Raw genomic sequence first — 23,196 nt, 5'->3', positions numbered from 1 at the left:
CGGCTTTCGATCCTAACTTAGCTACGGTTGTACTATGCAAGCGACATGATATTTACTCGTCGTACTTGCTCGACCACCAGAAGAGGTATAGAAGCTTCTAAATGGTACTTTGCCATCGGATAGTGGTGTGCTTGTCCAGAACCAATCGTTTGGAATGCCGTACGCAGCGTGCTCTTCATCGCTGTACATATTACGCCATACTCCAATTTCATCTGAAGTAGGCAGCTGATAACCATAGTTTTGACAGTAGGCTTCTGCATCTTGAAACGTTTTCTTTTCCCCAGCTAAAACTAACGTACCGTTGTACCCTTCATGAGGAAGCAAAGCATCTTTGCCATAAGCCTCAATTTGAGCAACATTAACGTGCCCACCAGTCTTTGTTAATCGAATAAAGCGTACGGGTTTAGCGTCCAAGCCATGTATGTCACGATTAACTGTCAGTACTGATCCACCTGGCGTCTCCCAAAATAGAGGTTCAGATTGCCAAACTAGATTGCGGTTTGCATCAAATAAGCTCAATACTGACGTATCAATATTATCGGTGTGGCTGTAGTTACGATCAGTAATTAACACCTGATTAAGTGAGTACGCTTTCTCCAAATCCACTTCTACCCAGTTGCTCTCCAACCCTTTTAAACCATGCCAAATAGTATCCGTTCGGCCATCCGTGACATGGGCTGAGACTCGGCTACCATCATCCCCATTTGAACTCGTCGGTTTATATAAACTCAGTAGCTCGCCATCAATATCGATTCCATCCCAACGTGATTCGCCATCTAGCGCTACTGTGTCCCAATCAAAATTTCGGCAGTATTCATCACCTTCAAATCGGAAATAGCGATCAGTGGGTGCTGCTGGATAACCGAATGACGCAACTTGATTTACAGCTTCGGTGTTCACCGTTCTGCCCCACATGGTGAGGTAATCATTGAAGTTAAGTGAACTCGCCTTAGCTATCGCAATCGCTAGCCAATCATCACGACTTAATGCTTTCGCCTCATCACGGGTGAAATGATCAAATCCCAGTTGATACTTCTTCGCTTCCCATGCCTCATCATTTTTTGCTGCCGTACCAAACTCACGAAGCAGTATGTGCAGACGCGGATAGAGATTCCAACCGTCATCCAAGGTACCTAGCTGCTGCGATAACATCATCATTTGAATATATAAGGCAGGGCCACTTCGCCAATTACTACCCAAGCCTAAGTCAGCCATATATTGAGAAGGATCAGGTTGCTGATAAGCCGCTTGAAGGTGTTCGAAAAAGCTCTGATTGTTTAGGTCTTGGCAACCTGGATCTGCGCCTGTTTGAGCAAAGAACTGCGATTTACTGTAGTAAGAGTAAAAGTTGGTTGATGAGTGCCCCGTATAACCGTCAAAGCGCAAGCGAGATTTCTCAAGTCCATGACCAAGCTCATGAATGTCACCATGACCTACTGGATTATAGTGCCAGTTCGCATCATACGGATTCCCCGAACAGCCCGAACCACAAGTCGCTTGGTCCGCGTTCATGTGCTTAACACCTTTTAATGTGACAACATCCAGATCATTGGCTGCAGCCCAGTCAACAATCTCAGCAACCGTATCAATACCGTCTCCTTGATAACCAGCTAAAACGTGCGGATAGTTATGAGTATAAGTTTCTGCTCCTTGAGCGACCGCTTCAACAGAAGGAAAGTTAGGGTTAGCTAAGGTCATCCCCATTTTCATGGCTGTGGAATGGATTTCAAAACTCTCGGTAACAATCTCTGCCCAATCGTATTCACTCGCATACAGAGCAGATTCAAAACTCGCACCATCGCCAAAGCCCGGATAATGAGGATGCTCCCCCACATTAGAAAACAAAAGGGCTACAGGTAGATCTTTCTCACCAGCGAACTCAACTTGAATCGGGCCTCCGTAGGGGTGAGTTAAATAGATCGTTTCCCCAACGCCAATCGGTACTGATGTGGAGCGCAGGTACTTAGGGCGCTTATAACCATTCTGTGCAAATTCCTTAGTAGAGCCCGAGCGCATGGTATTGATGAAAATTTTGGTCTCAACCTGATGGAAAGGATCATTACGGGTAATCGCTACTGTTTGTCCAGGTAGAGCATACGCCCCTGTTGATCGAAAGCCGCCACGATTCACAAGCTCTACACCTTTGGTGTCTGGTATAACGTGCGAAAAGTCAGTACGGCTAAAATTACCTAAATCGGACTGAACAGGGTTAATAAGACGAGCAGAATGAATTACGTGATCGGCGTAGTAAGCCGATAGAAAACGCTTGGTATCCGTTGTGTCGTAACTCATTGGATACTGAATAGACTGGCGATACCAATCCGCAAGTAGAATTAGCGCTTTTTGATAATCAGGGGCGTCAGTAGAGAAAATGTTGCTTGACTGTTTATCGTACCCATCAGCAATACTTTTAACTTGCGATGCTCCATCCTTAAATTCAGAGTGATACCACTCATTATCACAGCCATCTTTACAATCGGATATCGAAAAAGGAAAGCTGTCGTTTTTTAGGTGAGAAATTAGAGTTTCTACCGACTGCACTGATTCAGGTAACAAACCTACATATTGAGAGCTATCAATATTATCAACGCCTGAACGTGGCCAATAGTTACTTCCCAAGGAAGTAATTGAATACATTGAATACAAAGATTTTGAGATGGCATTTAGGTTTCTACCATAATGAGTGAACAAAATGGGAATATTTAAATCATTTGCTCTATTAACCTGATCAATAACAAATTCAGCTTCTTCTCCATCAGACACATAATTAGATAATACTAATAAATCAATCGATGAGTTCAAGCATGACTCCAGTAAAGCGCCGTCACAGCTATTATATTCTGTATTGAGTGTAACCCCCTCACCAAATCTATTAACTAGCCAATCCCTTACATAGCGACCATCTTTATAGAAATAACTATTTTCATCATGTTGAGCAACAACAATATTTAAACCATCAGCTGAAATATCTGAGGCAGTTTTTTCGGTTAACCAATAGATAGCGTTGGTATAAAACTGCCAAAACTCCTCATTAATTTCGTAACCTCGTCGCTCTGAGTTCTGTGGGCTAGAAGATAAAAACAGATACTTTTGCGCCCCTTTCACGCCCGCTACCGCAATATCTGAACTCTTAAAACTGCCATCCCGAAATGCTGCATTTGCTTGTAACATCGGAAAGTTCTTACCATATGTTGCGCGCATTAAGTTAGCATCATGGGTTGGATACCAAGTGACACTGGATAGACTCGTTCCATCATTTTTTACCCCCCATCACTGTCTAAGTTAAACAGCTCAATTCTCAACGAATCCAAATCACTTAGACTTTGATATATATCATCAAGAATAAAATTAACAATGTCAGATTCATTATCTACCCCTGATATATCTCCGCTATTTACTGCAGAGTGTATATTATCAGGATAAATCTCTTCATTTGCTTGTGCGCCTGTTATATCAACACCAGCATATGCCGATACAACAAATAGCGCAGCGGATATTTTTATCGCTATACGTTTGATATTCATTATTATTTCCTTTTAGCCAATGACCTATACTCGCTTGCGCAAGCAATTTAAATAACTAGCACCAAAATGATATTAATGAATAAAAAATATGTTTAATTTTGATATTAGTTCAATACCAAGCGAAAGCAGTTACTTTACTTAAATTCCAACGAGTTACGTTAATTTTAAAAGTAAGACAAGAAAGATATATTTTATAAATAACAAAAAAAGGAAATAGATTTATAAATACCTTTTAATGCACTGGTATTTTATAAACTTCTAAAGCCTATAAACTGGGTATCTATAGGCTTTTTTTAAGAGACTAAAGAAGTTCAGATACAACTTCAGCCAACTGCTCAAACGTTTCCGTACGAGATGAACTCGGGCGCCAAACTAAACCAATATCGCGATGCGCTTGTTGACCAGGAGGGTCAATCACGACGAGGTTTTGATTTTCAAGTAACCCGTGTTCAATGGCCATTTGGGGAATAAAAGTCGTGCCTAATCCGTTTGCCACCATTTGAACTAGCGTGTGCAAACTGGTTGCACTAAACGGGTTAATCTTCTCTTTGTCTGTCAGCTTACAGGCTGAAACGGCGTGTTCGGTTAAACAGTGCTCTTTTTCCAGTAAGAAAACTGACTCGTTAGGCAAGTCATCATATTTGATAGGAACCGGGATCCCATCGGCTTGATTTCTGCTGATCACCATCCTAAATGGATCTTGACCAACCACTTTACTCTGCATGCCGTCGATTTCGACAGGCAGAGCCAGAATTAACACATCAAGATCGCCATGACGTAGCGCTGTGAGCAAATTGCTGGTTGTGTCTTCCCTTAGCAGTAACGTTAAGCTTGGATATCTTGCATTCACCTCTTGTACTAGATCACACAATAAGAAAGGCGCAATCGTCGGAATACAACCGATTTTCAACTGGCCCTGCATCACTTGGCCTTGACACAATGCGCCCAACTCGACCAAATCTTGGCCTTTTGCCAGCAGTTCTCGACCCTGCTGAACAACCATCTCTCCTGAGTGGGTAAAGACTAAAGGACTTTTCTTATCTTTCTTCTCATAAAGAGGGCAACCAATCAGCTCTTCGAGGTTTTGAATACCTTTACTCAAGGTAGACTGACTAACAAAGCAACGCTCAGCGGCATCACTAAAGTGGCGAGTTTCATGCAAAGTGACGAGGTAATGTAACTGTTTAAGACTAGGCCATTTATTCATAATTTTGTAATCAATGTATGTCGTATTATTGAACAGTCCAATGGACGCAAGGTTATCGCTTTTTTCGATTAACTTAATCTATTTAATTCGCTTTTTTCTATAGTAACTTTTGTTCTATAGTTTGTCCCGTAGAAACGAAAGCCCAAACAAAGATGTTTGGACATTTAATTTTTTAGGAGATTCCAAAATGGTACTAGTAGGTCGTCAAGCCCCTGACTTTACAGCTGCAGCAGTTCTAGGTAACGGTGAAATCGTAGATAACTTCAACTTTGCTGAGTTTACTAAAGGTAAAAAAGCAGTTGTATTCTTCTACCCACTAGACTTCACTTTTGTTTGCCCATCTGAGCTAATCGCATTCGACAACCGTCTAGCTGATTTCCAAGCTAAAGGCGCTGAAGTAATCGGTATCTCAATCGATTCTCAATTCTCTCACAACGCATGGCGTAACACTGCTGTTGAAGACGGCGGTATCGGTCAAGTTAAGTACCCTCTAGTTGCTGACGTTAAACACGAAATCTGTCAAGCATACGACGTTGAGCACCCAGAAGCTGGCGTTGCTTTCCGTGGTTCTTTCCTAATCGACGAAGAAGGTGTTGTACGTCACCAAGTAGTTAACGACCTACCACTAGGCCGTAACATCGACGAAATGCTTCGCATGGTTGACGCTCTAAACTTCCACCAGAAGAACGGTGAAGTTTGTCCAGCACAGTGGGAAGAAGGTAAAGCAGGTATGGACGCATCTCCAAAAGGTGTTGCAGCGTTCCTATCTGAGCACGCAGACGACCTAAGCAAGTAATTAGGTTTTCTCTCCTCGACACACCGAGGAAACACCCGCCGCTCAAACGGGTGATATGGTTGGACTCTCTCAAAGAAGAGAACATAAAGCATAAGCTATAGCGCAAAGCGCACGCCAATCAGTAAAAAAGTAAAGTCCTAATCAAAAAGCCCGAAGTTATCTTCGGGCTTTTTGTTTGTCTTTTTCTTAATAGACAAACATATCCCTAAAGAGACAAAACATATCAGTTTACAGACTTTATCGTGAATCGCCCTTTAAAGTCGTAAGGCGTCTCTTTATGATGACTATCAACAAGATTTAGCAACTACTGATAGGTTCCCCTGTCAGTTGTAAGTTGCTCCTTAAATTATAGATGGAGATTTAATATGGCTTCTTTTGCTCTAGCCTTTGGTACGGCAACCAAAAACCGTGACGGAAAAATCATCGAAGCATTTTTCCCTAATCCAGTTCTAAACCCAAGTGATGAACTTGTTGGTGCGCTTAAAGCAGTAAGCGGCTACGAGCAAGGCAACCAAGCTATCGAAATCACCGCTAAACAAAGCGCAGAACTTGCTGGCGCATTTGAAGCAAACGGTGATGCAGCAAACGCATCATTTGCAGCAAAAGCTGCTGAGTCTGCGCAACCACTTGTTCTTGTTGTTCTAGCGACTGACGAGAAACCAGCGTCTGTTGCTGAAGGTTTCCTTAAGCTACAACTTATCTCTAACCGCCTAGTACAACCACACGGTACGGTTCTGGACGGCATCTTCGGTCTACTACACAACATCGCATGGACTAACGAAGGCCCTATCGATCTTCCTGAACTGGCAGACCGCCAAATCGAAGCTCGTCTAGCTGGCCGTGCGCTATCCGTCGATTGTGTCGACAAGTTCCCTAAAATGGTGGACTACGTGGTTCCAGCTGGCGTTCGTATTGCTGACACTTCACGTGTTCGTCTTGGTGCACACGTTGGCGAAGGCACAACAGTTATGCACGAAGGCTTCATCAACTTCAATGCGGGTACAACTGGCGTAAGCATGGTTGAAGGTCGTATCTCTGCAGGCGTTGTTGTGGGTAACGGTTCAGACATCGGTGGCGGTGCTTCTATCATGGGCACACTGTCTGGTGGCGGTACGGTTGTCGTTTCTATCGGTGAGAACTCTCTACTGGGTGCAAACGCAGGTCTTGGTTTCCCACTAGGCGATCGTTGTACTGTTGAGTCTGGCCTATACGTAACAGCAGGTTCTAAAGTACGTATGCTGGATTCTTCTGGCCAAGAAGTTGAAGTTGTAAAAGCACGTGACCTAGCTGGCGTTTCTGACCTTCTATTCCGTCGCAACTCTGTGACTGGTCAAATCGAATGTCTAGCGAACAAATCTGCTGTAGAACTTAACTCTGAGCTACACAGCAACAACTAATCTGGTACGCAGATTCAGTGACTAACAAACAGCCTCTTCTTGAGGCTGTTTTTGTATCCGTAGAACTCCCATACTACAAACTCTATTCCGCTCTCGGATTTGTCCTATACCCAAGTAACTTCGAGATGCGTGGTTCAGCGAGAATTGCCTAGTTTGCAAACGCGGCAACGAGTCGACAATCTAGTGGTTCTATATTGAGAATCGTTAACAAAGTTTGCGAGCTAGGCAAACTCGCCCTTCGGGAGCGTATCACGGATTCAATCTCTACGTTAAATGACTTGGAAAGAACCCGTTATTCCGCTGCGTCATTTGCCTTGACCTTGAACCCGTGATACTGCTCTGAATCCTGCATCTTGAAGTCACTTGGGTATATTACTTTCGCTACACTTATAAAAACAATTCGAATAGCTTAGCATGTCCGAAAAACAGTACATCGTCGCCCTAGATCAAGGCACCACCAGTTCTCGCGCAGTCATTCTTGATCACAATGCAGATATTGTTGGTGTCAGCCAACGAGAGTTTCGCCAAATCTACCCAAAAGCAGGTTGGGTTGAGCACGACCCTCTAGAAATATGGGCAAGCCAAAGCTCAACGTTGACCGAAGTGCTGAACAAATCGAATGTGAAACCCGAGCAAGTGGCGGCCATCGGTATCACAAACCAAAGAGAAACGACTTTGGTTTGGAATAAAGAAACAGGTAAGCCAATCTACAATGCTATTGTTTGGCAATGCCGACGCACAGCTGACATGTGTGAAAAATATAAGGAACAAGAGCTGGAAAGCTATGTTTTCGAAGACCATGCTTTCGAAGACTATGTTAAAGAAAACACCGGCCTGCTACTCGACCCTTACTTCTCGGCCAGCAAGGTTAAGTGGATTCTTGATAACGTCGAAGGCGCAAGAGAGCTCGCGAGCCAAGACAAGTTACTCTTTGGCACCGTAGACACATGGCTACTCTGGAAGATGACGCAAGGGCAAGTCCACGTCACCGACTACACCAATGCCTCGCGTACCATGCTGTTTAACATCGATGGATTAGAATGGGATAACCATCTATTAAAAGCGTTCGATATTCCAAAATCCATGATGCCAAGTGTTCAGCCCTCATCTCATATCTACGGGTACACCAACATTTCAGGCACGCAGATTCCCATCGCGGGCATTGCAGGCGATCAGCAAGCGGCTCTTTTCGGCCAAATGTGTGTGGATGCCGGACAAGCCAAAAATACCTATGGCACAGGCTGTTTCCTGTTGATGAATACGGGCAAAGAGAAAGTGACCTCAAAACACGGCCTTCTCACCACCCTAGCTTGTAACGCACAAGGTAAACCGGCTTATGCTTTAGAAGGTGCTGTATTTATGGCTGGCGCTTCTATTCAATGGCTTCGCGATGAACTAAAACTGCTCACTGATGCTAAAGATTCGGAAAGAATGGCGACCCAAGTAGATTCTTCCAATGGTGTGTATGTTGTACCCGCATTTGCCGGGCTTGGAGCGCCTTATTGGGATGCCTACGCACGCGGAACGATTGTTGGTCTGAGTCGAGGCTCAAACAACAACCATATTGTGCGAGCTACCCTTGAGAGCATTGCCTACCAAACACGAGATGTACTCGATGCCATGCAGGCGGATTCTGGCATCACACTCTCTGCGCTCCGAGTGGATGGTGGTGCTGTCGCCAACAACTTTTTAATGCAATTTCAATCCGATGTCCTCAATACTGACGTATTAAGACCTAAGGTCACCGAAGTCACTGCGCTTGGTGCTGGCTACCTAGCAGGGCTTGCGGTAGGCTTCTGGGATAGCATTGATGAGGTAAAAGATCGCGCTGAAATTGAAACCGCGTTCGAACCTCATGAAGATGAAAACAAGCGTCAACGCCGCTATAAAGGTTGGCAAAGGGCCGTTAAATGCGTGCAATCCTGGGCAGACATGCGCGATGACGACGTTGAGTAATAGCGATACCTAACAAGGACGAAAGTTTAGAAATGAATGAGCCTTCAACAGCAGTAAACCCATCGACACCAAGTCATCATTCAGAAGAAAATGATAGGGTTGATCTTCTCATCATTGGTGGTGGTATCAATGGTGCGGGAATTGCTGCAGACGCCGCGGGGCGTGGATTATCCGTGAGTTTGTTTGAAGCGAATGACTTTGCCAGTGCCACCTCATCGGCGAGCTCTAAACTCATCCATGGTGGTTTACGCTACCTTGAGCATTATGAGTTCCGTTTAGTTTCCGAAGCTCTGGCAGAACGAGAAGTCCTTTTAAAGAAAGCGCCGCATATTGCATGGCCGATGCGTTTTCGTTTGCCACATCGCTCATCATTGCGACCTACTTGGCTAGTGCGAAGCGGCCTATTTTTATACGACAACCTTGCCAGACGCAGTCAGTTGCCTTCGACGAGCTGCGTCAATTTGGCTAAATCTAAGTTGCTTCATCCTGAATTTAAGCAAGGTTTCGAGTACTCCGATTGCTGGGTGGACGATGCTCGCCTTGTGGTTCTCAACATCCGAGATGCTGAGCGTAATGGGGCTAATGTTCACAACTACTGCCGAGTCGAAAAGGCCACTTGGCATCACGATCATTGGCAGGTCACCATTCGTAACACCATCACAGAGCAAGCCTATACTCAAACCGCCAAGGTACTCGTGAATGCCGCTGGCCCTTGGGTTAAGAAAGTCTTCGACGAGAACTTAGCGCTCACCTCTCCAAGAAATGTGCGTTTAATCAAAGGCTCACACATCGTGGTACCTAAAATTCACGATGAGCCTCAATCGTACATTCTTCAAAACAAAGACAACCGTATTGTGTTTGTGATTCCTTACCTAGAGCATTTCTCTTTGATTGGAACGACCGATGTGGAGCATCAAGGCGATGCGGCTGAGGCAAAGATTTCCGAGAAGGAGATCGACTACTTGGTCGATGTCGTTAACCAACACTTTGTGAGCCCGATTTCAGCGGATGACGTGGTTTGGTCATTCAGTGGGGTTCGTCCCCTGAGTGATAAGGAAGGTGATGATGAATCAAACTCACCGCAAGCCATTACCCGCGACTACACGCTAGAAATGCAAGCCAACGGTGAACCTGCAGTCTTGTCCGTGTTTGGCGGCAAGATCACCACCTATCGCAAACTCGCAGAAGCCGCATTAAACAAGTTGGAGCCGCTATTTCCGAACATGACTCCAGCATGGACCGCCAGCAGTGCTTTACCCGGTGGTGACTTCACGAGCAGTTCAGAGCAGCTCACCCACAGTATTCACAGGCAGTATCCGTGGCTACCGAGCTCACTGATCCATCGCTATGTCACTCAGTTTGGTCTCGATACGCTTTCCATTCTTGATGACGCCATGGATCTCGATCAACTTGGTCAAGCCTTTAACCGTTGCGATGACCCTGCTTTCATTTTGTATCAATGTGAAGTCGACTATCTGCTTAAACATGAGTTTGTCACTTGCAGTGATGACCTCCTATGGCGACGTACCAAACTTGGCCTATTCACCACACCGGATGAGGTGCAAGTTTTGGATGGCTACATCGCCAATGCGCTATATAAATTGAGGTAAATACCTCAGTACTTAGCTGTCGATCCTAACGTCCATAAACTATGCTGTTAGTTCAACTCCCAATAAAAACAAACGCTAAGGAGTGGCTATGGATCGCTTTATCGAACAGTTGCCAAAGGTGGAACTTCACCTGCACATAGAAGGAACGCTTGAGCCAGAGCTCATGTTCAAGTTGGCTAAGCGCAACAACGTCTCTATCCCTTTTGATTCACCAGAACAAATCCGCCAGGCCTATCAGTTCGAAAATCTGCAAAGTTTCCTCGATATCTATTACCAAGGTGCTGAGGTCTTAATTGAGGAGCAAGACTTCTACGATCTCACTTGGGAATATCTGCTTCGATGTCAGCAAGATAATGTCATTCACACCGAAATATTCTTTGATCCACAAACCCACACCGATCGTGGTATCGCTTTTGAAACCGTCATCAATGGCATCACTTCAGCATTAAAACAAGGTGAGAAAGAGCTGGGGATTTCGAGTCAGTTAATCCTATGTTTTTTGCGCCACCTTGAAGAGTCGGCAGCATTGGAAACCCTAGAACAAGCCCTGCCATACAAAGATAAGATCATTGCTGTTGGGCTTGACTCTTCAGAGCAAGGCCACCCACCAGAGAAGTTTGCAAGAGTGTTTGAAAAAGCCCTTGATGAAGGGTTTCTAACTGTTGCCCATGCGGGCGAAGAAGGGCCGGCACAAAACATTCGTGATGCATTGGAGCTGCTACAAGTGTCTCGAATCGATCACGGGGTGCGCTGCAGTGAAGATCCACTTCTCGTCGAACGTTTGATCCAAGAACAGACACCGCTGACTGTTTGCCCTCTGTCTAACATTAAACTTCGCGTATTCGACACCATGGCCGATCACAACATCGCTGAACTGCTTCGAAGAGGCCTTGCCGTTACAATTAACTCCGATGACCCCGCCTATTTTGGTGGTTACATGACCGACAACTTTCAAGCCGTACACCAAGCGTTGTCATTGACTAAGCAAGAGCTTGCTCAGCTGAGCGTTAATGCGGTCAATGCCAGTTTTATCTCCCCGCAAGCCAAAGAAGATATGGTGAGTAAGATTTGGCACTACCAAGATAACTACTAATCATTTCTAATAACGGAAAGCCCTTCAGATGAAGGGCTTCTTTACAGTCATTTTTCTCATTCCATTAACCAGGATGACCATCCACTCTTGGCTTCACAAGCATCATAGAGAACTTCATCGTAAACAGGCCAAAAGCTAATACCCAAAGCCCTGCACTTACGTTGATGAACGTCATCATATGTTGAGGGAACAGCACCACCCCAGCACCACGAATGACTGCTGCTAGGATGATAACGGCGAATGCGAGTCCCATTTTCGGCCCTTCGTAAATAGCGCGCCCTGTGTGACCCATGGTGACCCTTGCGATCATCGCCAGGATCAACCCGCCCAATGCACCAATCGCAAACAGGTGAATCAAGTTATGGTTGGCAAATGGGTTATCGAGGACACCACGAAGGATCAAGCTTGCAGGCATGCACAAGTACGCAAAGTGCAGCGACCAAACCAGTGGCTCACTTAATGTCTTCCAAGGCTTCCAACGAGCCATACGCACTAGCTGTGCGATACCTGCAACTAACATTAACGGTTGGCCTAGCTGAGCAAATGTCATAGGGAAGAAGCTCAGGACAAACAATCCAATCAATGGCAGATTGGCCGTCCATTCTAACCACACTAAAGGTTGCGGCTTTTCATATTGGAATCGGCGAGCACTGAAGAAGGGAATTACTCGACCTCCCATCACTGACAATAGCAACGTGAACCACCAAAGCATGGCTTGCCAAACCGCCATTGGAGGGAAAGGCGGCATGCCTTTGATGGTCGCATAGCTGGCAAAGTTCGCCATAATGGCCAATAAGAATAAAGGAACGAAAAACAGATTTCGCCACCCTTTCGCTTGCAGAACTCGTCGCCCAACTTCAAATGCAGCCGCAAGTAAGAACAGCCCTTCGATACTTGAAACCAACCATAAAGGCATTGGGGTCCACAGCAATATCCGAGGCAGAAGCCACAATAAAACGATAGCGCCCAGCCAATAGGATTTTGTTCCATTGATGCCCGTCCAGTTTTGTACCGCAGTCAGCACAAAACCCACCACTATCGCCATAGCAAAACCAAACAGCATCTCATGAACATGCCACCACAAAGCAGGCACGCTCAATTGGCTAGGTTGGCCATTTTGAAACATCCAAACCCAAACCGCGATAGCGATAACAGCATATACGCCCCCAATAGAAAAAAGGGGCGAAAACCAAGTCGAAGTACAGCGGGTATTTTTTCTTCCACTTTTTTGTCGGTAATATTGAGCACGATTCATCTCCAAAACTTTTCTAGTTTTAGGCTAAGCACAAATCATTCCAACAATAACTCATTGATATTTAGTGGATTAAACCCATAATCATGTCTTTATGACTCATATCATAATAAGTTATAAAGACACGATTATAATTATTTGACTCATTATTTAATAACTTGGCTGACAAGCTCTCTCAACCAGAGGTTCTTTTCATCTGCGCGAAAAGCCTTTCGATAAACCAAATCAATATCAAAATCAGGCACTTCAATGGGCGCTGGGAGCGCTTTTAGATCATGGTTGTCCATTTCACTCTGAGCAAAACGCTTAGGTACGATACAAAGCAACTTTCGCCCAATTAACAACCTGCGAATAGTTAAAAAGTTTCGCGATGCGACCCCAACTCTTCGAGCAAATCCTTTCTTTGCTAGCAGTTTGTCCACTTGCGTTTCCAAGCGGCCATCTGGGCTAACAAGCGCATGCTCAACACGCGAAAATTCCTCAAGTTCTACAGGATGTTTGAGGTTAACCATTTGTGGATCAAACAGGCACAAATGCTGCTCAGAATAGAGGTTTTTCTTGAGAAATTGATTATCGAGATTGGCAATACTACCAACGATCACATCGATCTCTTCCGACTCGGTTAAGGTTGATAGTTGCTGCGGTTTACGTTGATAAAACTGACTTGTGCATTAGGCGAATAGTGCTTGATTTGATCATATAAAGGGGCAGCAAATAGCTGCTCAGCATAGTCGGTCAAGCCAATTCGCCAGACCCCTTTATATTCTGCAGGTTCAAATTTTGGTTTAGCCAAGAGGTCACGATGAATGGTTTGAAGCAGTTGATCGACAACAGGCGCAATTTCAACCGCTCTCGGTGTGGCGACCATTTTGATTCCAACTCGCTCGAACAGAGGGTCATCAAATTGAGTGCGCATTCTTTGGAGGGTATGACTCATGGCAGATTGACTCACATGACATCGCTCTGCCGCAAGGCTAACACTTTGGGTTTGATACAAAGCCTGAAAAGCCACCAGCAAGTTAAGGTCGATCCCTTTCCAGTTAAACGGCTTGCCCGTGGAGTTAGAGCTTACATCCAATCCCATTTTATTCATACCTTATATTAAAACTATCAATTTGAATCATTATACGTTAACTCTTAGAGTATCGGCAGACTAAAATCCGAGATGTATAAGATGTTTTCAATATTCAAAACCTTCTTCTGGCTAGGCTGGATCAGCTTCGGTGGCCCTGCAGCGCACATCGGCTATTTTCGCCAAACCTTCGTCGAAAAGCGTAAATGGCTAAGCGACAGTGACTATGCACAAATTGTGGCGCTCAGTCAGTTTTTACCAGGCCCTGGTTCGAGCCAAGTCGGCTTTGCATTAGGTTACCAGCGAGGCGGATTACCAGGCGCGTGTATGGCTTTTCTTGGCTTTACTCTGCCATCGGTCATCATCATGTTGGCGCTAGCGATGTTAAGCAGTCAATTGACCGACATGCCCCTTTTCCAAAGCATTGTTCACGGCTTAAAACTGCTGGCTGTAGTCGTGGTCGCAGATGCAACTTGGGGAATGTATAAAAACTCTTGCAAAGACAAGTTAACTGTCTCGCTTTGCGTCGCAACGGCTGTTGCTCTATTACTCGTGCCAAGCATTGCAACCCAAATGGTGGTTTTACTGATTGCCGCATTCGTCGGAAGTCGATACCTGTTAAAAGAATCTTCTGAAGTGACACAACCTTTCAAACCTAGCCTTGCACCATTGGCCCTGTTTGTGGCTCTGTTAGTCGGTTTACCGTTTGCGGCGCATATCCTGCCAAGCATTGCCCTATTTAATGACTTTTTCCAAGCTGGAAGTTTGGTGTTTGGCGGCGGTCATGTGGTGCTACCGCTTCTGCAAAACATCGTGGGTGACCAACTCACTCAAGATGCGTTTTTAACTGGCTATGCAGCCGCTCAGGCTGTACCGGGACCCATGTTCACTTTTGCTACCTATATAGGTTATGAACTTCTGCCAAGTACACCGGTAGCTGGAGCGATCATTGCTACATTGGCTGTTTTTCTTCCGGGTTTCCTACTGCTATTAGGGGTACTAAAGAACTGGCAATCTTTGGCTGCGATTCCAAGTGTGTCTGGCGCGATTTCAGGCGTGAATGCTGCCGTTGTCGGCCTACTTCTCGCAGCGCTTTATCAACCTGTTTTCAGCAGTGCGGTCATCAATGAGATGGATATTGCGCTCGTGTTGATTGGATTCTGGTTACTCAAACAGATGAAGCTACCGATTGTCGCTATGGTTGCCTTCTTCATGGCAGCAGGCGCGATAACAGGTTTGATGTAAACCTCTGCCCACAAAAAAGGAGAGCCAATGCTCTCCTTTTTCATATCACTGCTGCTTTTGCTATCACTGTTGTTGCTCGCTGTTTCTCGATTTTTCTCGCACTTCAGCCAACGCTCTTTCCAAATTCTCATTCGCTACCTTGTAATAGGTCGGCTTTTTATCGATAGCTTGTTCTAAGTAAGGAATTGCTTGGTCTGGCTTACCGTGCAGAATCAAGAAATACCCAACATTATTCAGCGCCTCGGCCGCATCCATCTGCCTCATAAACACATTCACTGCGCGCTTAGTTTCACCTTTGCCCAAATAGATAAGTGCTAGGTTGTTTAACGCTTTTTCATTGCTCGGCGCGATATCCAAGGCCGTTAAAGTAAAGCGCTGAGCCGTCATATAGTCACCGGACATGTAATAGGAGTAACCCACATTTATCAACGCTTTTACCGATTTAGGCTTAATGGTCAGCGCCTTATTGTAGAACTCTTGGGCAAGCTCATGCTTTGCTTTTACATCGGTAAGAATTCCTAGCCCCATGTACGCATTGGCAGGGGAAGAAGCATCAATCACCAACTTCTCAACGTCCGCTTCGGTAATGCTCTCTTCGTTTGACAACTGGTGAGTACTGTTAAGCCTCAACTGATCAGAATTGACTGAGCGAAGTAAATAGCTGAAACCGGTATCCGTTTGCCCCGAGGTACTGTAGAGCACACCAAGTTGCTCTAGAACTTGGACATTATTCGGGTTTTCTTTTAAACCGAGCAGATAAGCCTTTTCAGCAAGGGCCAAGTTTCCTCTAGACTGGTGAATACGACCAATATTGAATAAAGACTTATCGCGGAACTGAGCATTTTCAAAAGACAGCGAGCGGATATACTCATACAACGCCAAATCAACATTATTCTGAGATAACGCGAGATCCCCGCGAGTAATAGCCTCTTTTTCCGTGACCGGTGGCTCTTGCAATGAGAGCGTATCTATCGGCCGACCATCGTAAAGCGCGGTATCAACTTGTGGTTGTTTAGGGTCACTTGCACAGCCAATGAGGGATAAACACAGTAATGTGGCAATCGTCGCTTTCCATTTCATACATTTTCCTTATGCGCAGTCGTGTGATGCGCCGATTTAGTCTAATTACCAAAGCTTGATGTGATGGTGAGCATCGCCGGACCTATCGCAACAATGAAGAAACAAGGCCAAATAAACACCAGCAACGGGAAAATCATCTTAGTGGGGATTTTTGCTGCAATCTCCTCCACTTCTTGATTACGCTTGTCTCGAAAATCTTCCGTGTACTCACGCAACGTTTGAGCAATACTGCCACCAATTCGCGAAGCGTGAGCCAACATATTTACAAGACCTGTAATCTCAGTCACTCCCGTTCGTTCAACCAAATCTGCAAAGGCGTCAGACATATCCACACCCGCTTTGATTTTGGCACACACGGTATCCAGTTCATCGGCAAAGTCGGGATGCGAGATCATCAACTCATCAGCAACTCGCCTTAATGCTGCGTTGAAACCTAGGCCCGATTCAGTACACACCACCAACAAATCCAGTGCATCCGGCACGCCGCCACGCACCTTTGACTGACGCTTTTTAATCATATGGCTTAAGCCCACATTCGGAATAAACATACCGATACCCAAACACACTAGCATTGCCATGTTCAGATTGCTCATGTTCGGATTGAACACATACAGCTAGCCGCCATCATAATGCCAATAAAGAACGAGAACGCTTTAATTGCGTAGAAGATGGTTAGCGCATTCGAGTCGTGGTAACCGGCATGCATCAACTTATGACGAATAGTCTCACGCTCCTTCACACTCTTAGGTGTCATAATAGGAGCAAGTGATTCCAACGTATTATCGATCTTATTGCCTTTTTTGAGCTTCTGAGCGCCAGACTCGCGACGGAGATCTTCCAACTTTTTCACCGTTTTGGACTTCGAACCGACGAAGAAGAAAACGACCGTAACACATAATAAAGTGGTTGAGACCAATACGAGGGTTAAAACTAATACCTCTTCTGTGATCTCAAAACTAGCGATGAATGAGAGTAGTTGGTCCATACTACACCTCGAAATTGATGATATTGCGTATCCAAATAGAGCCAAAGAATAGGCTCACTACCCCAAAACTCACCAAAGACATCCCCCTAGGATCTTGATAAAGCGGTGCGACATAATCTGGGTTGATCAATGACAACATTAGGAACAGTACAAATGGCGATAAGACGAGAATCCATGCCGACAATCGACTTTCAGCCGAGATAGTTTTGATCTTACGAACCAACTTAAACCGAGCGCGTAATACGTGTGATACTTTTTCCAAGTTCTCCGACAGGTTACCACCTGTTTCTTTCTGAAGTAGAACCGCACTGGAAAACGCCAGCATTGAGACCGTTGGCGTTCGCTCTGCCATCTGCATAATGGCTAGACGCATGTCATAACCATAATTCAGCAAATTAAAGGTGTTTTTAAATTCCACACCAATCGGATCGGGCATTTCATTTCCGACCTCGTTAAATGCTTGAGTCACGGGCTGACCCGCTTGCAACATACGGCGCATAATGTCTAATGCATCGGGCAGTTGCTCCTCGAAGGTCGATAAGCGGTTGGAAATTTTCTGTTGCAGACCAACATGCATGATCACCCATGTCCCAACAAACGCAGCCACCGAAACAAACCAAGGCTGCCTTAAAATAATCGTGATCAAACACAAACTGGTGGCAATTGCAGTGGTTACCGCGAGCAGTCGACTCAAACTCCAATGAAAGCCTGAAAGTTCAATGGTCTTCTTTAGGTTAGAGAACAAGCTAAACTCTACCAGCTTACGATCGAGCGGAGTCAGCGACTTCAAATAGTGCTCATGAAGTAGCGATCGCGTCTCCTCGTCCAGATCCGATTGACTCGCTTTAAGACGCTCAGACAGCTCTTTATGCTTGGCTTTGCTACCTGCAGCCGGAAGAATTAAGGCTTGAGAAATAAACACTACTGCAAAAAACAGTAGGACAAAAAACATTGTTGCATCGAGTTCCATGGTGACTCCTACTGATACGTTTCATTAAAGATTTCAAAGGGAAGGTGCAAACCACGCTTCGATAAAGAGTCATGACAGCCTGGGATGATTCCCGTTGCCGTGAAGTAACCAATAACATTCCCTTCTTCATCCATACCTTGACGCTGAAACTTGAAGATTTCCGACATGGTGATGATTTCACCTTCCATGCCATTGATCTCTGAAATGCTCACCATGCGACGCTTACCGTCCTCTTGCCTTTCCATTTGCACAACAAGGTGAATGGCCGCCGCTATCTGTGATCGCAAATTTTTGGTCGAAATGTTCCAACCAGCCATAGAGAACATATTCTCCACACGGCTCAAAGCATCACGAGGAGTATTGGCGTGAATGGTCGCGAGAGAGCCATCGTGACCAGTGTTCATTGCCGCGAGCATATCCACCGCTTCACTGCCCCGCACCTCACCCAGCACAATACGATCAGGTCGCATACGCAAAGAGTTTTTTACTAAGTCACGCTGGGTAATTTCCCCTTTACCCTCAAGATTCGCTGGGCGAGTTTCAAGGCGTACCACATGAGGCTGTTGAAGTTGAAGCTCGGCCGAGTCTTCAATGGTAATGATGCGATCATCGCTCGGAATGTAACCAGAAAAGATATTCAATGTAGTGGTTTTACCCGAACCCGTACCACCGGCGATAAGAATATTCAACTCCCCTTTTACCGCCGCTTCAACAAACTTAGCCATCTCAGGTGAGATTGAATTAAAACTGAGGAGATTCTCCATGTTGAGTTTGTCAACAGCGAAGCGGCGAATCGAAACCGATGGGCCATCAAGGGCTAAAGGGGGAATAATGGCGTTAACCCGCGAGCCATCTGCCAAGCGAGCATCCACCATTGGGGAGCTTCATCAATACGCCGTCCCACTTGGCTAACAATGCGGTCAATGATATTACGAAGGTGCCTATCATCTAGGAACGTATAAGGCGTGCGCTCTAACTTACCTCTTCGCTCTACAAAAACGCTCTTAGGACCATTGACCAAAATATCGGAAACCGTCGCATCATTGAGCAGAGGTTCAAGTGGTCCTAGGCCAAAAACTTCATCTTCAATTTGCTGAATGACGCGCTTACGACCTTCAGCACCAATGGTTTTGGTTTGATCTTCTGTCATCAACTGCACTATGGCATCATGCAGTTCACTTTTGGCTTTATCTTTATCCAAACTCGCCAATAGGCCTAAGTCTAGAGTTTCAAGTAATCGTTGGTGGTAGTAGTGCTTAACATCAAGCTCTAACGCAAGCTGCTTTTTGGCTTCATCAACCGCTTTCTCTCTCTCTTCGAGTTCTCGCTGTTTTTTAGATGCCCTATTTTCACCTTCAACAGAACTCGTTGAATCTGATAATTTTATTGGCGTCGCCGTGTTCTCCAGTGGGAATGGCTCTTCTTGCTCTTCACCAATATCATGAATTTGTTGGTTGGATTCAGCATTGAGGACTTTTTCTTGCAGCTCTGGATTTATATTCTTCCTTTTAAAAAACATTCCAGCTCCTTGAGTTTCACGGCCTGCCTAGCCGGCAGCAAAAAATAACGCTACGGCAAAAGAACAACGACGAGAGCAACAATTAGGAAAACATCCGACTGAACCAGCCTTGTTTCTTCTTCTCTTCTTCCGGTAACAATGTATGTGTCAGTTTATTTACAGCTTTCGAAATTCCTGATTTTTTCCTGTACTCAACAAAAGGTTTACCCAAATTGGTACTTTCTAAAGCCGTTTTAAAGTCGTTAGGAACAGTATGTACTTTGCAACTTTGAATCGTATCTTCAATGTCTTTAACTTTAATCGATTGACGCTTCTCATAGCGATTTACCACGACTTCTAACTGCTCTTTCCCCATTCCAAATTCAAAAGACAGCAGTTTAGTAATTCGAGAGGTATTCCGAATTGCCGCCAGATTTTGCTGGGTAACTAAAAACACCTTATTAGCAGGGGCAATGACCGAAGAAAACAGGCGGTCAATACCTCGCGAGAGATCCACAATCACATATGGGTAGAACTCCCTGAGTACAGGTAATAACTTTGCTAAGTGGCGTGCTTTGTCGTAATTATCATGGCTATTTTCATGGTTAAAGCCCAAGCAATGCAGCCCCGACTTATGTTTAGTGACAATCGCACCTAAAGACATCTCATCTAAATCCGCCACGTTGGCAATCGCATCGGCAATGCTGTATGACGATGTCATATTCAGGTAGTCATCCACTACGCCAAACTGCATATCTAAATCGAGCAACAACACTTTATCGGGAAACTCTTTGGCAAGACCTAACGCACAGTTAACCGCCAATGTTGAAGCACCTGCTCCGCCCTTGGTGTTTAAAAAAGCGTAGAGCTCACCAAGATCTCGGCTCGCCACTTTCTCTTCTGCCACGTTTTTGAGCATAGAAGATAACTCTTCCAAGCTCGCTCTATCAGACAAAAAGTCCGCCGCACCAATACGCAAAGCGATTTTCAGCGCACCATTGTCATTCTCGTTCCCAAAAACTATCAGTGACGCTTCTGGGCTGCTCTCTGCAGGTGGGGCTTCAAGTTGCTGAAGCTCCACGATCTTCTGAGCCCAACTCGGCCCTGTTTCGACGAAAATGAGGTCTGGTGCAGCAAACTGAGCAAGATTAGAAACCACTAAATTGTGTAAAGACACCATCTCGAAATTGATGTGTTTGCTTTTTCCTAGCTCGTGGCTGATGTGTAGCTGAAAACGGTCACTCGAGTAAAAAACCCAAATAGTCAGATTAGTCTTCAAACGAAGACTATTGTCATCCCCTCGATTTAGCTTTACAGCTTCACCCATCGGCTGTCCTCCTAGCAATCTGTTTGAGCACTGTAATCGGCATAAATTCCAAGACTCTCCACAGGCAGCGTCGTTTCAAATACGGGAACACTCAGCACACCACTTTCTCCAAGGAAGCTCATTAAACCAGAGAACTGGTAGTCATAATCGACCACCGATGCTCTTACATATCTAATTGTAGGAAAAACATCGCTGTCTGTCAGAGTACCTGTGATTTGTGAACCACTTCCATCCAAGTATTGGATGCTAATATTGCTTGAATCAAAATTCGGCGGAGCAAAATCAGGAATGGCTAAATTGGCAATATCATCTTGGTCGGTCACATAACAAACCACACCTAGTCGTGCGGCGACTCGAGTGATCTCGTTAATCACCTGCATTGAGTAGACGTATCGGCCAAACTCAAACACAGCCAACATGAGTAGCAGCAGCGAGGTAGCGACAAGTGTAAATTCGATAGTACTTAACCCTTTTTGCTTCAATTGCTTCATGACTAAGGCGTCCCTGTATACATTTTGGTAGAAGCGGTTAGGGGTAAAGAAAAACTGAGGCCTGTAGTATTTAAGTCCCCCATAACGGGCTCATAAGTGTGGTTGATGGTCACCGTGACATAAGAACCCACAGTCGTTACCTGCACATCGCTAGTCGTTAAACCATTCACTAAAGCGGTCGAAGCATCCGTGGCATTCTTATCGCCATAAACGACCACTCGCTTGATGTCAGATTCATCAGCAATAGGAGAACTTGCCGCGGTGCCATACACATCAACAACCGCGTATCGCGCACCATTTTGAGAGAGCTTATTCAACGTATTGTAGGTAATCAGAATGTTGCCGATTTCCGTTAATCCAACAAGAAACAGCAACAAAATTGGGATGGTGATGAGAAACTCTATCGCAGCCACACCCTGCTGTTTTTTACGCAGTATCATGAGCTGTCCCCCAACGGATCTTTATAAAGAACAATCCGATAAGGCCCCTCTGGGTCGCCAGGAGGCGGCGTATTACCAAAAGTACCATTGGCAACCGTACAGTCCTCGATGAACTCACCAAATACTGCCTGTTTACCAGAGTTGTTAGTCGGTGCTTTTTGCAGTAAGAAGAAACACCCTATCGCCTCGACATTAAACGTATTTGTTCCCCCTGTGGCTGTAGAACAATCCACAATCGGCACAGGTAAGATTCGTCTGTTGTATCTACCACCATTCTCGATCATACAACCACTCACACCGGTGCAGTCTGGCAGCTCCGCTTCATAATCACTGTACCCCCAAGGTGATCCACCCGCACCGCTGGTATCTTGATATTTCACATCACCATTGTTATCGATTGTCGCCGCCTTAACAGGCTCTCGGATGAACACATCTGGTGGATAATCATCGGCACTTACACCACCACCACCGTAATCATTCAACCGAGTATTTAATCCTTGCCCTACAGGACCAACCGTCCCACCTGGCTTAGTTTGCACGGTATTTATGGTATCCACACACTCTTCAAAGCCGCCGGCTAGCGCCTCTCTCACCGTTGCCGCACCAGAGCCGAAATCAAGCAATTGGAAGTTACCCGACCCCATACTCGACTGACTTTGATCCGCCAGTTTTAACCCATAAATTTGCCCAGCATTGTAGCCATTGGTGCCAGTATCATCTCCAGAGCACACGGCCATAGGCACTAGGTTACAAGCCAAAGTGAATGGCGCACTGGGCCCAGCTACCGCACTTGCGGCGATCTCTTTTTCAACCCCAAACATCAAGGCGAAAAAGTTTTCCAACTCGTAACCCGTAATAGATACCCGAACATAGGTGTCGTCAGTGCTCGAATATGAGGCATCCGGAAACGTCCCAGGACTATTTGAAAACTGCACGATTAAGCTAGAAGATGAGAAATCCATACTGGTATTGCCTGACGCACTGGCCATTTCCGTTAGCGTGCTGGAGACAATCGCTTCAGCCTCCCCCGTCGTGCCGCCGTTACTCACCACAACCGCCGCCGCGAGAGCTGCGGTATCCACCGTGTTTTGTAGTCTCGTTCGGTTAAATAGGGCATGATTGATGTCCACAGCAAACGCACCAATACCAACGATCAGCATCATGGTTGCTGTGACTAATACAAGGACCAAGCCTTGCTGTTTTTTCATAGTGAGCTGCTTAGCTGCGCAGCTTCGGTTTATGTTCATGCCCAT

The 23,196-nt window shown here is 45.4% G+C and carries 15 protein-coding genes and 5 pseudogenes; 6 read left to right on the top strand and 14 right to left on the bottom strand.

Annotation, left to right across the window (positions count from 1 at the left end; genetic code table 11):
* Window positions 1–21: 21 nt before the first annotated feature.
* From UA76_RS25795 to UA76_RS17075, 4 genes and pseudogenes are all read right to left on the bottom strand, one after another.
* A complete protein-coding gene (locus UA76_RS25795; RefSeq protein WP_475345733.1) occupies window positions 22–732 on the bottom strand; it encodes a discoidin domain-containing protein in 711 nt (236 codons plus the stop codon).
* 39 nt (window positions 733–771) lie between these two features.
* Window positions 772–3,234: pseudogene (locus tag UA76_RS17085) on the bottom strand (ImpA family metalloprotease); the annotation flags it as partial.
* A 26-nt stretch (window positions 3,235–3,260) separates the two neighbouring features.
* The gene (locus tag UA76_RS17080; protein ID WP_047048619.1) at window positions 3,261–3,524 is read right to left on the bottom strand and encodes a hypothetical protein; all 264 of its coding nucleotides are present in this window, start codon (window positions 3,522–3,524) and stop codon (window positions 3,261–3,263) included.
* Window positions 3,525–3,825: 301 nt separating this feature from the next.
* Complete coding sequence (locus UA76_RS17075) at window positions 3,826–4,731, bottom strand: hydrogen peroxide-inducible genes activator (RefSeq protein WP_047048618.1); 906 nt, start codon at window positions 4,729–4,731, stop codon at window positions 3,826–3,828.
* 187 nt (window positions 4,732–4,918) lie between these two features.
* On the opposite strand from UA76_RS17075, the gene UA76_RS17070 reads away from it, so the two are divergent.
* The 5 genes from UA76_RS17070 to UA76_RS17050 all read left to right on the top strand — a co-directional run bounded on the left by UA76_RS17070 (window position 4,919) and on the right by UA76_RS17050 (window position 11,583).
* Window positions 4,919–5,527 (top strand): peroxiredoxin, encoded by a 609-nt coding sequence (locus UA76_RS17070; protein ID WP_047048612.1) that lies wholly within the window; start codon window positions 4,919–4,921, stop codon window positions 5,525–5,527.
* A gap of 365 nt (window positions 5,528–5,892) precedes the next feature.
* Complete coding sequence (dapD, locus tag UA76_RS17065) at window positions 5,893–6,924, top strand: 2,3,4,5-tetrahydropyridine-2,6-dicarboxylate N-succinyltransferase (protein ID WP_047048608.1); 1,032 nt, start codon at window positions 5,893–5,895, stop codon at window positions 6,922–6,924.
* 414 nt (window positions 6,925–7,338) lie between these two features.
* Entirely contained in the window at window positions 7,339–8,880 is a 1,542-nt protein-coding gene (gene glpK, locus UA76_RS17060; protein WP_047048606.1) for a glycerol kinase GlpK, read from the top strand.
* Between the two features lie 32 nt (window positions 8,881–8,912).
* Complete coding sequence (gene glpD / locus UA76_RS17055) at window positions 8,913–10,490, top strand: glycerol-3-phosphate dehydrogenase (protein WP_075202592.1); 1,578 nt, start codon at window positions 8,913–8,915, stop codon at window positions 10,488–10,490.
* 88 nt (window positions 10,491–10,578) lie between these two features.
* Entirely contained in the window at window positions 10,579–11,583 is a 1,005-nt protein-coding gene (locus UA76_RS17050) for an adenosine deaminase (RefSeq protein ID WP_047048603.1), read from the top strand.
* Between the two features lie 64 nt (window positions 11,584–11,647).
* Here the strand turns inward: UA76_RS17050 and UA76_RS17045 are convergent.
* Both UA76_RS17045 and UA76_RS17040 read right to left on the bottom strand, forming a co-directional pair.
* Window positions 11,648–12,831: pseudogene (locus UA76_RS17045) on the bottom strand (NnrS family protein).
* Between the two features lie 150 nt (window positions 12,832–12,981).
* Window positions 12,982–13,919 (bottom strand): annotated as a pseudogene (locus UA76_RS17040) (LysR family transcriptional regulator).
* 90 nt (window positions 13,920–14,009) lie between these two features.
* Here UA76_RS17040 and chrA point away from each other — a divergent pair.
* Complete coding sequence (gene chrA, locus UA76_RS17035) at window positions 14,010–15,152, top strand: chromate efflux transporter (RefSeq protein WP_047048729.1); 1,143 nt, start codon at window positions 14,010–14,012, stop codon at window positions 15,150–15,152.
* 63 nt (window positions 15,153–15,215) lie between these two features.
* On the opposite strand, the gene UA76_RS17030 is transcribed toward chrA, so the two are convergent.
* The 8 genes and pseudogenes from UA76_RS17030 to UA76_RS16995 form a co-directional block, all read right to left on the bottom strand.
* Window positions 15,216–16,232: a tetratricopeptide repeat protein gene (locus tag UA76_RS17030; RefSeq protein WP_047048601.1), complete on the bottom strand. Its 1,017-nt coding sequence runs from the start codon at window positions 16,230–16,232 to the stop codon at window positions 15,216–15,218.
* Window positions 16,233–16,273: 41 nt separating this feature from the next.
* Window positions 16,274–17,217: pseudogene (locus tag UA76_RS17025) on the bottom strand (type II secretion system F family protein).
* 1 nt (window position 17,218) lies between these two features.
* Window positions 17,219–18,187 (bottom strand): type II secretion system F family protein, encoded by a 969-nt coding sequence (locus UA76_RS17020; protein WP_047048597.1) that lies wholly within the window; start codon window positions 18,185–18,187, stop codon window positions 17,219–17,221.
* A gap of 8 nt (window positions 18,188–18,195) precedes the next feature.
* Window positions 18,196–19,706: pseudogene (locus tag UA76_RS17015) on the bottom strand (CpaF family protein).
* A gap of 82 nt (window positions 19,707–19,788) precedes the next feature.
* Window positions 19,789–21,012, bottom strand: a complete 1,224-nt coding sequence (locus UA76_RS17010) for a CpaE/TadZ family protein (RefSeq protein ID WP_047048596.1) — start codon at window positions 21,010–21,012, stop codon at window positions 19,789–19,791.
* A gap of 11 nt (window positions 21,013–21,023) precedes the next feature.
* Window positions 21,024–21,503, bottom strand: coding sequence for a TadE/TadG family type IV pilus assembly protein (locus UA76_RS17005; protein ID WP_047048593.1), 480 nt, complete (start codon window positions 21,501–21,503; stop codon window positions 21,024–21,026).
* A gap of 2 nt (window positions 21,504–21,505) precedes the next feature.
* A complete protein-coding gene (locus UA76_RS17000; RefSeq protein WP_047048590.1) occupies window positions 21,506–21,943 on the bottom strand; it encodes a TadE/TadG family type IV pilus assembly protein in 438 nt (145 codons plus the stop codon).
* Window positions 21,940–23,196, bottom strand: a complete 1,257-nt coding sequence (locus tag UA76_RS16995; protein ID WP_238322333.1) for a pilus assembly protein TadG-related protein — start codon at window positions 23,194–23,196, stop codon at window positions 21,940–21,942. The genes UA76_RS17000 and UA76_RS16995 overlap by 4 nt, the downstream gene beginning before the upstream one ends.

It is taken from the genome of Vibrio mexicanus (genome assembly GCF_001012815.1).
Taxonomy (GTDB): Bacteria; Pseudomonadota; Gammaproteobacteria; order Enterobacterales; family Vibrionaceae; genus Vibrio; species Vibrio mexicanus.
The sequence above is the reverse complement of the archived record's forward strand: the minus strand, read 5'-3'. Positions and strand labels throughout refer to the sequence as shown.